At 42.5% G+C, this 12,958-nt stretch carries 10 protein-coding genes; 4 read left to right on the top strand and 6 right to left on the bottom strand.

All coding sequences use genetic code 11. The features are described 5' to 3' along the window. The first annotated feature begins 95 nt into the window (after positions 1-95). On the top strand, positions 96-377 hold the full coding sequence (locus ACL6C3_RS18915) for a hypothetical protein (protein WP_413160584.1): 282 nt from the start codon (positions 96-98) through the stop codon (positions 375-377). A gap of 81 nt (positions 378-458) precedes the next feature. Here the strand turns inward: ACL6C3_RS18915 and ACL6C3_RS18920 are convergent, their stop codons facing one another. Beyond that, positions 459-3,059, bottom strand: coding sequence for an endonuclease MutS2 (locus ACL6C3_RS18920; RefSeq protein ID WP_413160585.1), 2,601 nt, complete (start codon positions 3,057-3,059; stop codon positions 459-461). Between the two features lie 198 nt (positions 3,060-3,257). Further along, positions 3,258-3,524: a type II toxin-antitoxin system ParD family antitoxin gene (locus ACL6C3_RS18925; protein WP_413160586.1), complete on the bottom strand. Its 267-nt coding sequence runs from the start codon at positions 3,522-3,524 to the stop codon at positions 3,258-3,260. 205 nt (positions 3,525-3,729) lie between these two features. Here ACL6C3_RS18925 and ACL6C3_RS18930 point away from each other — a divergent pair, with 205 nt between their 5' ends. Further along, positions 3,730-6,978 (top strand): PAS domain S-box protein, encoded by a 3,249-nt coding sequence (locus ACL6C3_RS18930; protein WP_413160587.1) that lies wholly within the window; start codon positions 3,730-3,732, stop codon positions 6,976-6,978. Here ACL6C3_RS18930 and ACL6C3_RS18935 read toward each other — a convergent pair. The 4 genes from ACL6C3_RS18935 to ACL6C3_RS18950 form a co-directional block, all read right to left on the bottom strand. Then, positions 6,975-7,436 (bottom strand): EVE domain-containing protein, encoded by a 462-nt coding sequence (locus tag ACL6C3_RS18935; protein ID WP_413160588.1) that lies wholly within the window; start codon positions 7,434-7,436, stop codon positions 6,975-6,977. The two genes, ACL6C3_RS18930 and ACL6C3_RS18935, sit on opposite strands and share 4 nt — an antisense overlap. Positions 7,437-7,669: 233 nt before the next feature. Beyond that, positions 7,670-10,060, bottom strand: coding sequence for an FHA domain-containing protein (locus tag ACL6C3_RS18940; protein ID WP_413160589.1), 2,391 nt, complete (start codon positions 10,058-10,060; stop codon positions 7,670-7,672). A 145-nt stretch (positions 10,061-10,205) separates the two neighbouring features. Beyond that, on the bottom strand, positions 10,206-10,541 hold the full coding sequence (locus ACL6C3_RS18945) for a hypothetical protein (protein ID WP_413160590.1): 336 nt from the start codon (positions 10,539-10,541) through the stop codon (positions 10,206-10,208). A gap of 199 nt (positions 10,542-10,740) precedes the next feature. Then, the gene (locus ACL6C3_RS18950) at positions 10,741-11,985 is read right to left on the bottom strand and encodes an RNA-guided endonuclease InsQ/TnpB family protein (protein WP_413160591.1); all 1,245 of its coding nucleotides are present in this window, start codon (positions 11,983-11,985) and stop codon (positions 10,741-10,743) included. A gap of 228 nt (positions 11,986-12,213) precedes the next feature. Here ACL6C3_RS18950 and ACL6C3_RS18955 point away from each other — a divergent pair, with 228 nt between their 5' ends. Together ACL6C3_RS18955 and ACL6C3_RS18960 are read left to right on the top strand one after the other, a co-directional pair. After that, positions 12,214-12,420: a transposase gene (locus tag ACL6C3_RS18955; RefSeq protein ID WP_413168367.1), complete on the top strand. Its 207-nt coding sequence runs from the start codon at positions 12,214-12,216 to the stop codon at positions 12,418-12,420. Between the two features lie 231 nt (positions 12,421-12,651). Beyond that, entirely contained in the window at positions 12,652-12,945 is a 294-nt protein-coding gene (locus ACL6C3_RS18960; RefSeq protein WP_413160592.1) for a hypothetical protein, read from the top strand. Positions 12,946-12,958 lie beyond the last annotated feature (13 nt).

Below are 12,958 nucleotides of genomic sequence, written 5' to 3' on the forward strand. Positions count from 1 at the left end.
TAGGTTGCCGGAATCAAACGCTGTGGGTTAAAACCAAGTATGGGTGTAACCCCTCACTAAAGAGGGCCAAATGATGAACTCAGGAGAACAAACTTATGCAAGATACAGTAGAATGTCCCAGATGCGGTAAACGGACCATTGTTCAGCGTAATCCCGATGTTTTTCAATGTCTCAACTGTGACTTTCAGCGAGACTTCTCTCGGTCCCAGTTGAAAGACAAAAGTAAAACCGCCTATACCAGCCAACCCAGCGGGGGATACAGCTATAGTAGTTCTGGAGGCGGATACAGCAAAGCAGAGTATAGAAAAGATGACTCAGAAGGAGGAATTCTTGGTTTTCTGATCTTGATGATTGTGATCGCCATATTCGCCCTCTAAGGGATGTTTTGAGATGGCGATCGCCAACTCACTAACAGAAAAGGAAGAAAAAATTCTACCATTACTTTGTCGTCATCATTCTTATTTGAGATAGGCGACAGTCACGCCGGCGCCGCCTTCGGCTTGAGGGGCCAACTCAAAACGTTCGACTAAAGAATGATTTTTAAGCAATTCGTGAACCCCTCGTCTGAGTTGTCCTGTGCCTTTTCCATGAATAATCCAGATCGCCCCAAAATCAAGCATTTGACCTAACATTCGATCGATCTCAATTTCGGCTTCTGAGACTCGTTTTCCGCGCAAGTCAATTGTATTTTTAGACGTGCGAACCGTTGCTCTTTTCGCCGGTGCAGAAGTTGTTGTTTCGGATGCTGAATTTTTGGTATTTTCTGAAGTTTTTGTTTTCGTGGGAATCTCAGCTTTTTGACCGTCGAGAGACTCAATTTCTGCTAACCCAACGTTCATTTTCATGATCCCAAACCGAACCGTAAGCTGACCATTTTCATCGGGTTCGTTCATTACTTCTGCGGTTTGACCAATACTCGGAATCCGAATGCGATCGCCAACTTTGGGCTGAAATTTCGGTTTTTCGGGCGGTTTTTGTTTGCGAGACGGAAGACGTTGTTCGGCAATTTGATCTAAAGCTTCGGTTGCTTTTTGGGCATCTTGGGCTTTGGGTTGACCCTGTTGTAAACGGCGAATTACCCCGGCAATTTCACCTTTAGCCTGAATTAATGCCTCTTGAATGGCTTGTTCTTGCTCCCGTTTGAGTTCCTGTTCTCGCTCTTTTAAAAGAGTCGATTTTCGGATTAATTCTTGATGCAAACGTTCGGTTTCTTTGAGTAATTTACTGGCTTCTTGGGCTTTGGTTTCCTGCTGTTTGCGTTGGGCTTCTAACCCGGCAATCACATCATTAACCTCTTGGGAAGTTCCCCCCACATAAGACGCCGCAGTTTCCAGAATTTCCGGTTTTAACCCCAAGCGTTTGGCAATGGTTAACGCATTTGAACGTCCGGGAATTCCCCACAATAAACGATAGGTGGGTTGTAGGCTTTTCTCATCAAATTCTACGCTGGCATTTTCAAAGCGATCATCTTGATATTTTAAGGCTTTTAATTCGCCAAAGTGGGTGGTGGCGATGGTGACTAAAGCAGAATCGGCTAAATATTGTAATAGTGCCGTTGCCAAAGCGCTTCCTTCTGTGGGGTCCGTTCCCGCCCCAATTTCATCGAGTAAAATTAGAGAATTGGAAAGATTAACTTCTGGATTTTTTATCTGTGCTTTGATCGTTTCTAGAGAGTCTATTTCTTCTATTTCTTCGGTATTTTCTGAGTTTTTAACGGGTTCTACCTCATTTTTTTGATCTTCTGGTTCTAACTGTTTTTCCGCAGAAAGGGCGTTTAAAATTCGACTAATTCGACGAATATGACCCGAGAAGGTTGATAAACTTTGTTCGATGGATTGTTCGTCGCCAATATCGGCTAAAACTAAATCAAACCAGGGCATTTCTACGGGTTCTCTGGCGGGAATAAATAACCCGACTTTTGCCATTAATGCCGCCATGCCAATGGTTTTTAATGTCACCGTTTTACCGCCCGTATTCGGCCCGGTAATCGCCACAACTCGGATCGAAGGTTTAATATTAACATCAATGGGAACAACGGGGGTACCTTGTTCGTGTTGTTGCTGCCAAACTAACAGCGGATGGCGCAATTGTCGCAGTGTTACCGGGTTTTGAAACTTGGTTTTGTCGGTTTGAGAAGGCAGAACGAATTTAACAGTTTCGTCTTCGATTTTTAGATTGGTAAAGGTGGGCGGATTGGCTTCTAACCACAAACTATAACGCGCCCTGGAGACGGCTAAATCAATCGTTGTAACAATGACTAATAATCGTTCTAAATCCGGTTTGACTTCGGCAATTTGTTCGCTTAAAACCTGACGAACCGCTTCTTCTTCAACCTGTTCTCGACGCTGTAATTGTCGCAGTTGGTTGTTGAGTTCTATCGTTGATTTCGGTTCGATATAAAGGGTTCCGCCTTTGGCTGAAGTATCGTGAACAATACCGGGAACTTGATCTTTTTGGGGGGCTTTTACCGGAATTACAAAGCGATCGCCTCTTTGGGTGATTAGCTGTTCTTGAATTGCTCCGGCTTTGCGTTGTAAAATGTTTTGCAGAATTTCATAAATGCGATCGCGTGTACTTTTGAGTTTGGTCCGAATTTCTGCTAATTTGGGATTGGCGCGATCGGTAACGTCGCCGCGATCATCAATACATCGGTGAATTTCTTGTTCTAATTCCGGGTAAGTTCGCAACTCGGAGACCAACTCCGCCAGCACCGGAAAATCTTCTTCGTGGGCGTCGATTTGACGGCGAAGCTGTCGCGCACCGGCTAGCGTTGTCGCAATTTCGAGAAGTTCCTCTCCCGAAAGTATACCGTGACGTTCAACACGTTCGAGGGCGTCGCCAATATCTTGAATTCCCCGCAGTGAAAGTCCAGTGGTTAGCCGCAATTCCAGTTGATAGGCTTCTTTGGTTTGCGCCAACAACTCGAGTGTTTCCGAGGGGCTTTGGGGAATGGGTAAATTGCGCGTTACCACCGCCCCTAGCTTGGTTGTCGCAAAGGTGGCGAGGTGATGACACAAACGCTGCCATTCCAATAGTTCTAAGGTTTCTGCTTGAATCAACGCCGCTAACTGTCCCTGTGTAATTTCTGTACTACATTCTAATATATTTTTGGCGATTTTTTCATCGGTGGGGGTTCGGGTTTTTACCCAAGTTTGAGAAAGCGATCGCCTAACTTGACGAGTTTACTGTTTTGAAAATAAGTCTTCTAGATATAGCTTCTAAATCTGCAATTGCTTCGTCTGAAAAAGAGTAGTTGCTCATTCGGACTGATATTCACGCCGAATTTTTTGTAACAAATTTTCCATCACAACTTCTCCATCTGTGACTTTTCCTTTAGAAATTTGTTCGGTTCCAACTGCAATCTTTTGACGCAGTTCTTCCAAACGTTTCTCATTCAAAGCGCGATCGCGTTCTTTCAGCAGTCTCAATGCTTCTTGAACAACTTCATTAGCTGACTGATAGCGCCCGCTTCTCACTTGTTCTTCAATGGCTTGTTCGACTTCTGGGGTTAACGATAGACTCATAACCGTGTTTTGTATTGATGAGTATATCTCAATTATAAAGGCAAAAAGGCGATCGTAATCTCGGCTCGTTTAATTCTGGTGATTCCCCCTGCGGTCGGTGAAGGGCGATTAAGTTACTTTACAAAAGAATAGTTTGTAAGCTAAAGGAATAGAAAGGCTGTTGAGGTCTTTCTAAGCCTTTAACTTAATTTAACGTTTTTCAACGATGAATCGGTCTATTTTCTCGGTTGCTAGTTTTTGTGTTAGTTTGGTTGGATGCTTAACCCTGTGGTTCTGGGAGTTGAATCTACCCCCGGCTTGTCGTCAGTTTCCAGACAACAGATTTCCAACGATATTCAATCTCATTTGTGGTCTGATGGTATTGGGGATTAGCTTCGGACTAACCGTTTATATTAACGATATTCGAGACCGTCAAATTAATGAAGAAAAACTGCGAACCAGTGAAGCTCGTTTCAAACAAGCCCAACGGGTTGCTCAGGTGGGAAGTTGGGAATTTATCCCCTCTACAGGCGAAATTATTTGGTCAGAAGAAATGTTTCGATTATTTGGACTCGACCCCCAACAAAACGAACCCAATTATACTGAATTTATACAACTGGTTCATCCAGAAGATCGCGATTTTTTAAACGAGACTATTGAACGAAGCCTCAGAGAAGGAATACCTTTTGAGAGCGATCATCGAATTATTCGTTCAGATGGTTCTGTACGCCATTTAGAAGGTCGAGGGAATGTGATTCGCAATGCTAAAGGTGAAGTGATCCGAATGTTTGAAACCGGGCGAGATATTAGCGAACGCAAACAAATTGAAATCGCTTTAGAACAAACTAACGCCTATTATCAATCCCTAGCAGATGTTTTACCCCAATGTGTTTATCGAAAAGATGTAGAAGGACGGCTGACCTTTGGAAATCGTGCCTATTTAAAAACATTAGGAAAATCCTTAGAAGAAGTAATTGGATGGACGGTTGATGATGTTTATCCGCTCGAACTCGCGAAGAAATATGCCGCAGATGATCGACGAGTGATCGAAACGGGAGAAGTGCTAGATATTATCGAACAACATAAAGCACCAACCCGTGAAAAAATAACATATGTTCAAGTTGTAAAAGCTCCCGTTCGAGATGAGTCAGGAAATATTATCGCCACTCAAGGTATTTTTTGGGATATTACCGAACGGATTCATTTAGAGCAAGCATTGCAGGCGTCTGAAGCGAAACTTCGGGATGTTCTCAATCGGACGATCGCTTCGATTATTAGCTATCGTATTTTTGAGGATGGAGAGTGGGAATATCTCTACGTTTCTGCCGGAAGTGAAGTTATTTTAGGATACACTTCCGAAGAATTAATGGGCGATATCACACTTTGGAAATCTCGAGTAATTCGTGAAGATTGGGAAACGGTTTTTGTGCCGATTTTAGAAGAATTATCCGATGAAACGACCGTATCTGTAGAATATCGGTTTCGCAGCAAAGATGGCTCTATTCGATGGATTGCGAGTAATTTAACCGCCCGACGGGATTTAAGTTCTCCCGCCTGGATTGTGACCTTAGTCGGAACCGATATTAGCGAACAGCAAGCTGCACTTCGTGAACGCAAACAGCTTGAATTGGCTTTAAAAGAAAGTGAAAAACGTCTGCGTTTGATTTTAGATAGTTCACCTTATGCCATTTTTCTGAAGGATTTACAGGGATGCTACACCTATGTTAACCCCGCCTATGAACGGATGACGAACTTAAGTCAAGATCAACTTTTGGGTCAAAGCGATTATGATTTTCTTCCCCCTGAATTTGCTGAAACTTGCGACGCCAGCGACCGAGCGGCAATTGTTGCTAAACGTCCGATTATTTTTGAGGAAGAAGTTCCATTTAATCAAGGAACTCGTACTCTATTAATTACCAAGTTTCCGCTTTTAGATCCAACCGATCAATGTTATGAAATCTGTGGGATTGTTCTCGATATTAGCGATCGCTTTGCGGCTGAATTGGCCTTAAAAGCCTCTCAAGCCCAATTACAAGATGTTTTGAGTAATACAGCCGCTGCTGTTGTCAGCTTTCGACTGTTTGAAAATGGCACTTGGAAATATGACTATTATTCCCCCACCTGTCAAAACATTTATGGCTATTCTTCCGAGGAATTTTTAGCCAATCCCAATCTCTGGCAATCTCGGGTTTTACCGGAAGATTGGGAAACCATTCTAATTCCAGCTTTTGAGGAAGCTCTAACCGGAACATCCCAAAAATATATTGAATACCGTTTTCTTCATCAAAATGGTTCAATTCGCTGGATTGGAGAAAATGCCAATATTCGCCGAGATGACACGCAAAACTGCTGGATTATAACCGTCGTCAGCATCGATATTACCCACCGCAAACAAGCGGAATTTGCACTTCAGCGACAAACTCAACAAGAAAAAGCATTTAACCGATTTGTACAACTGATTCGCAACTCTTTAGACTTAAAAACAATTTTCTTAACCGCAGTTCAAGAAGCAGCAGAATTGATCAATATTAATCGGGTTGCTGTCGTTCAATATCAACCCGAAAATCAATGTTGGGTACATCGGGAAATTTATAGTCGCGATGGGAATCTCCCGGAGACAAGAGATTTAAGAATCCCGGATGAAAATAACCCAATTGCCGAACAATTAAAACGGGGTGAAATCGTTAGAATTGATGATACAAACACAATAAGCGATCCGATTAATCAGGGAATAATACAAGATTTTCCGGGTGCTTGGTTGCTCATTCCTTTAGTCGTTAATGGGATAGTTTGGGGGAGTTTCAGTCTGTTAAAAAATAGGTCTGCTTCTGCTTATCAAGATGAACAAATCGCCCTCGCTTGTCGGTTTGCCGATCAACTCGCGATCGCCATTCAACAATCTCAATTGTACGAAAAATTACAACAAGCCAACGAACAATTACATTATCTCGCCAATCACGATCAACTCACACAAATTCCTAACCGTCGTTATTTTGATGAATATTTAGAACGGGAATGGAAACGTTGTGTTCGAGAACAAACACCCCTAACCTTGATTTTATGCGATCTCGATTATTTTAAGCGATATAATGATACATACGGTCATCCAGCCGGAGATCAATGTTTATTTAATGTCGCTCAAACCCTTCAGCAAACCATTCGACGTCCGGCGGATTTTGTAGCCCGTTACGGGGGCGAGGAGTTTGCCATTATTTTATCAAATACCAATGCAGAGGGAGCAATTCATGTTGTTGAAATGATTCAAGATCAAATCAGAGTTTTAAATATTCCTCATGTCAATTCTTTGACTGAAAATCGAGTCACACTCAGTTTTGGGATTGCTTGTACTTATCCCACTGTTCAAACTTCTATTCAAGCTTTAATTGATACCGCAGATCGGGCACTTTATCAAACTAAAGAAAGAGGACGGAATAGTTACTCACTCCTGTTTTTACAACGGGAAATTGAAAGTTAACAGTTATCGGTTTTTACCCCGATAATTTTCTCGGCAATATCCGCAGCTACCGGCATTACCGACAAACGATTTCCTCGTCTAACTAATAATAAATCATCCGGTGTAAATTGTTGTTTGAGTTGAGCCAAAGTAATCACATTCGGAAACTGTTCAACAAATTCTACTCTAACGGTTTGCCATCTGGGGTTCTCTGGAGTTGATTTTGGGTCATAATATTGACTGTTTGGATCGAACTGAGTCGGGTCAATTATCTCTGTTTCAATCACTTGAACTAAACCTGTAATTCCGGGATATTTTGTATTAGAATGATAGAAAAAAGCCAAATCTCCCCGAGCCATTTTCCGCAAAAAATTACGAGCTTGATAATTGCGAATCCCATCCCAAACACAGGTTTTTTCCTGCTTCATCGTCTCTATACTATAAACATTGGGTTCCGATTTAATTAACCAATAATTCATAATTTAATGGGCTGTCATCCGAAAAATAATTCTAGGGTTTGAATTCCGGTTATCAAATTAATTTAGAAGAATCACTCAGAGCTTTTCTTCTCTCTTGAAGCTGGATTAAATCCAGTTGACTTTCCCATTGGTTTAACTTATCGTTTTAGTCCCAGAGTCAACTAAACCAGTAATTGTTATCATCCTAATAGATCCCTTCCCCCTTGTCAATTTATCCCCCATTAAAGCTAATTTTAAGAGGACAAAATATCCTTCCGCTTTTGTACCAACCAAGTCAGGGCCAAATAAACGACCAGATGTAAAATTAACATCCCCCAGTTTAAGCCCAAATTTTGCCAAGTGGGGTCATAAACAGCAGAAACTTCAATAGGTTGAGGTACCGTTGTCCCGTCGGGTAACTGTACGGGTTCGGGTATCAACGCATTCACATTCACCAAAGAACCATAAGCCCCAATAGACCAACGACTTAACATCAACCAAGACACCACTCGCCCCAAGCCTTCCATCTTAAATAAAACCCCAGAAAAAATAATTTGGGGAAGTAAAATCAACGGTAAAGCACTATTAGCCTGGGAACTATTTTTCACCATCGCCGACACCATTAACCCCAAACTCATACAACTAATTAGGGTTAAAAAACTGGTAATACTCACGCCAACCGGCCATGAAATTAACTCGGGACTCGGATGTTTGAAGCAAACTAAAATAACAATACTCATTAAAATTGTTTGCAAAATAGCCAAACCCGACAGCACAATAAACTTAGACCAGAGATAGGAAACTAAACCCAAATTAACCAGCCGTTCTCGCAGATAAATCGCACTTTCTTTAACCACTTCTTGCAGAGAACTCGATAACCCGACCCAGAGGGCGGCCGAAGTAAATACAAATAAAACTTGTCGGGCTAAAGAGGCAATTTTTAAACTCGGTTCGCTGACAAACGGATCTTGATCGCGGATGGCTAATCGGATTAAAATAATCCCCACAGGTGCCGTTAACAGGTTCAGCAATAAATTGACCGGATCGCGTTTGGTCAGTTGAAAATAACGCTGCGTTAAAATGGTTAATTGTTCGGGAATAGAAGCCTGTTTCGGTGGCGGAGGTGCAATTTTTGTGGCGGGAGGTTCCCCAATACTCAGATGATTGGCAACGTATTGTTTATACTCATTAGAACGCTGAAATTGAGCCGCCCAAGCATGAGCGTTACTTTCATCTTCGAGCAAGTTATAAATATCGGCAAAATCATCGCTTTCGATTTCAAAAAACTCAAACGCTTGTCGGGGCGGGCCGAAATAACAGAGGCGTCCTCCCCGTCCCAAAAAGATAATGCGATCGCAAAGTTTAATATTAGCAGTGGCGTGAGTTACTAAAATAACAGTTCGCCCTTGATTTGCCAACTTTCGCAACAATAACATCATCTTTTTATCTAAACCGGGGTCGAGTCCCGATGTCGGTTCATCTAAGAAGAAAAGCACGGGATTGGTTAACAGTTCAACCCCAATACTGACCCGTTTTCGTTGACCGCCACTCAGTTGACTAACCAACACCTGACCCCGATCCAACATTTCAATTTCATAAAGGGTTTTCTGGACAATTTCCCGCACGTCTACATCGGGGGGAAGTCGTAATTTTGCCGCATATTCTAAGACTTCTTTAACGGTTAGATTTTGATGAATAATATCATCTTGGGGAACATAACCAATTTGAGTTCGATACAAAGAGAAATTTTTGTGTAAACTTTCTCCATTAATATAAACTCTCCCTTTCGTGGTTGGACTAATGCCTAAAAGGGTTCGCATCAACGTCGATTTTCCCGCCCCACTCCCGCCAACTAACGCCACAAATTGACCGGGTTCAATGGCAAAAGACAGGTCATTTAATAACACTCTGGCTTTATTTGAACGGTCTTTAACGATGCGTAAAAGTCGCTGGGCATCCAAACGAATTTGAGTTCCCGTATCGGATAATTCTAGAGTATCTCCCTGACGAATTAGGGTAAACGGGCCGATGCGAATGGTATCGCGATCGCCAATTTTTACCGATTGTTTCACCCGTTGACCGTTGACAAATACGCCCTGTTTGCTATAGTCTTTGAGTAAATAATCTCCGCGACCGTCCGGTTCAATCGTGGCGTGGCGGCGAGAGACAACCGGGGAGTCTAAATGTAGGGTTGCCCCCGGATCTCGACCCAATAAAACCGAACGATTTTCTAAAGAAATGTATTCGCCAGTAAACTGAGTTTGTGAAGCTAAAGTATTCGGATTAAAATAACGCAGTCGAATTAAATTTTGTGGATTTTGACCGATTTTGATTTCAATCCCATTATTCAGTAAATAGCCCTCAAAAGGAGTGATGCGAGTATGGTTAATAAATAATCCGTTGGTACTCGGTTCCTGTCCGTTTCCGTCATAGATCCAGTAAGACTCTCCCTGACGACGAAAAACCGCATGACAACCGGAAATCACTTGCCATTCGGGAGGAACAATCAGATCAACCGATAGACGATCTCGCCCGAGGAGATGGCAATCTTCAGTCAGTTCAAAATGAATAATTTCCCCTTGATTATTTAACTCTAAATAAGGGGTGGTTTTAAAGTTAATCTGCTTCCCGGGCGCGATCGTCATTGCTGTATTTTTACGTTCAGTTAATGGTTTAGCATAGCAGATTTACTGGGGTTTTAATCTCTGCGGATACAAATTAGGGGCGACATCAGCCACCCCTTTCCCCGTCGATCATTTGAAGTCTCTATCAACAAAATAATCATTCTTTCTAAGCAACTTGGGTTGAGTCCCGTCGGATATCTTCAACTTGGTCAATTAAAGCTTTAACAACGGCTAAATCCGGGTTAGAATAGCGTTTATCGGTGAGGTAGTCGTAGGCTTCCCATTCTCCGGCAACTTCGCGATCGTACCAGATAAACCAGTCTCGGTACAGTTCACCTTCGTCGATATCGGGACACAACGACAGCCAATCATCTCCGGTATAAGTATCGGCGGTTTCCGCGACTAAGTGCAACCAGGCGGTTTTCAAACATTCTTCTAAATTCTTCTCGAAGGTAGAGCGATCTTGAATCAGAGTTTGGGTAATATTTTGATTGGTTTCCATATAGCTCACTGTGACTCGATGACTTTACTGTACAAAAGGGTTTGGGGTGAGTGGAATGTTGGGTGTGACACTCCGCAAAGCGTGACATCTGAGGTGTTTGTGATGATGTTTTCCAAGCCCGATCAACCTAACACGCCCATTCTTCCCAGATAGACAGTTGAGACACTGGCACAAGAAAATTGAATGAACTACACCCAGCCTATAGAGGCGGTCGTTTCTGACGCTTCTTTGTCCAAAGTTGCTTCATGCTTCCGCAGTCAGTAGAGCTTTGCGACTCTGCATCTAAAGAGGCTGGTTCCCAACCCCTTGCCCAAGTTAAACAAACCTGGGCAGCATTAATGTCTCGATCTTCGTTATGACCGCAGTGAGAGCAAATGTGAACCCTATCATTCAAGGTCTTGGGCGTTAACTCCCAACATTTGTTACAGCGTTGCGTCGGCTTTAATTGCTGAGTTGGAGCTTCTAAAAATACTCCACCCGCTTCGATAACTTTATACTTGATTGATTCTCGAAGCATACCTATAGCAACGTCCAGTAAATTACGGTTAAGTCCCGCCTTCTGTCGCTTTCTCTTACTGCCTTTCTTGGCTTTACGGGTCATACCTTTAAGATTTAGTTTCTCAGTAGCAACCAAGCTATTACCGCTTACAATTTGTGCCGCTACTTTATGCGTCCAGTCTTGCCGTTGATTGGCAACTTTTCGTTTAATCTTTCCGATTTGTGCGTTTATTTTTTTCCATCGGCGAGATGCTTTAACTTTCCGTTTTTCCGGTTTGCGTTTGCGCCTCAACCCTTTTGACAGTTGAGTGATTTGTCCAGATGCCTGCTTCAGGAACTTAGGAGACTCAATCAAATCACCGTCGCTGGTAGCAACGGCAACTTTAGAACCAAAATCTAAACCGATAGCACCTTTTCCTGTTTGCCTAACCGAACAGCACTCAACGGTTATTGACGCATACCATTTTCTGTTTCGCCAAAAAATAGTACAGGTTTTTGGAATTCCCCAAGTTCTGGCTTTTCCTCTCATTTGAATGGTGATATCTAAGTCTCTTAGATTGAGATAACCATTGACTCCGTTATTAGTGGTAACTTTCCAGCTTTGTTTGTTGGGATAGTCCCATCCAGAATAATGGCGAGAGGATTTGAATTTGGGATATTTTCCTAATCCTTTAAAGAAACGTTTGAAGGCAAAATCAACAAGCTTTAAAGTCGCTTGCAATGTCTGAGAACCAAGCCTTTTGTACTCAGTCCAAACCTGCTTAAACTCTGGAAGCGAGTTCTGTTGCTCAAAGTAATCAACTGAATGATTGAACCGTTGGTACTGCGTTTTTCTATTGGCAACCGCAGCATTATAAAGACAGCAGTGCATTCGTCGCGCCCAGTGCAAGAGTGATTCTTGACGACGATTTGGATAAAGCCTGTACGTGATGCGTCGTGTTACCATAAATGTCATTGTAGCGTTGAGTCGAACAAGTGACAACTCATTACAGAAAAGGAGCGCACTCTGTATTCTCAATTCAGTTACACAGCTATTTCGTAACCGCTTATAGACGGAAATGTCTCACTAATCAGATGATTAGCCGAATAGATGACATCGTGGCTCGTGTACTTCTAAAAAAATGATTGCATCCTTCTAGAATGTAAGGGAGAATCAGACCACGTTCACTTTCTGATAGATGTACATCCTAAAAATAGTATTTCGACTTTACTAGGATCTATGAAATCTGCTTCTAGCCGAATAATCAGAAAAGAATTTGAGTCTGATCTTAGACCTTACTTCAAGGATTGGAAGAAAGGCTTATGGGGCGATCAACTTTATATTCGTTCTACTGGTGGTGCGCCTATTTATATTCTTAAAGAGTATATTCACGCACCATAGTCGAGGGTGATTTGTTCGCTTCGCTCACGCGCTATCCTGCTCCGCCGTACAGACGACGGAGATAACCGCGCTTCAGTTTTGATATACTTTTGATTTATTCGGTGCGGAGTGAACAGTTTTCTCTCGGTATTCTATCCTACACTATAGAGTAAACGATTGAGGGAAAATGGAAACCGGGGTTAAACGCCAACAGCAAACCCCAACAATTTTGTGATTTCAATGGGAGAGAAAATGTTTAAAGCTGTCGGATCGCTAATTGTTATTTCTATCGTCGGTTTATCCGGTCTTCCCAAAGTCGCCCGAGCCTCCTCCGCTTATGATATTGTTTGCGAGTTTAAGTATAAAGTCGGAGAGGGGTCTTGGGTGTACGATTCGACTCAGGGAACCACAAGGGCGATCGCCAAAGCCAGACGGAGAAATTATCTAGAACGTCAAGAAGAAAAAGCCTCAGAAGCCGGACAGAGTTTTGAGGTGATTTATATGTTTTGTCGCGATCCTTGGGGAAATAGCAGCGATAGCGATTAAATCGTTGTATCAT

It is taken from the genome of Capilliphycus salinus ALCB114379 (assembly GCF_047276495.1).
Classification (GTDB): domain Bacteria; phylum Cyanobacteriota; class Cyanobacteriia; order Cyanobacteriales; family Microcoleaceae; genus Capilliphycus; species Capilliphycus salinus.

Coding starts and splice junctions, on each gene's coding strand:
- ACL6C3_RS18925 (WP_413160586.1), bottom strand. CDS start 3,524: ATGAGTCTATCGTTAACCCCAGAAGTCGAACAAGCCATTGAAGAACAA.
- ACL6C3_RS18945 (WP_413160590.1), bottom strand. CDS start 10,541: ATGGAAACCAATCAAAATATTACCCAAACTCTGATTCAAGATCGCTCT.
- ACL6C3_RS18960 (WP_413160592.1), top strand. CDS start 12,652: ATGTTTAAAGCTGTCGGATCGCTAATTGTTATTTCTATCGTCGGTTTA.
- ACL6C3_RS18935 (WP_413160588.1), bottom strand. CDS start 7,436: ATGAATTATTGGTTAATTAAATCGGAACCCAATGTTTATAGTATAGAG.
- ACL6C3_RS18930 (WP_413160587.1), top strand. CDS start 3,730: ATGAATCGGTCTATTTTCTCGGTTGCTAGTTTTTGTGTTAGTTTGGTT.
- ACL6C3_RS18915 (WP_413160584.1), top strand. CDS start 96: ATGCAAGATACAGTAGAATGTCCCAGATGCGGTAAACGGACCATTGTT.
- ACL6C3_RS18940 (WP_413160589.1), bottom strand. CDS start 10,060: ATGACGATCGCGCCCGGGAAGCAGATTAACTTTAAAACCACCCCTTAT.
- ACL6C3_RS18950 (WP_413160591.1), bottom strand. CDS start 11,985: ATGGTAACACGACGCATCACGTACAGGCTTTATCCAAATCGTCGTCAA.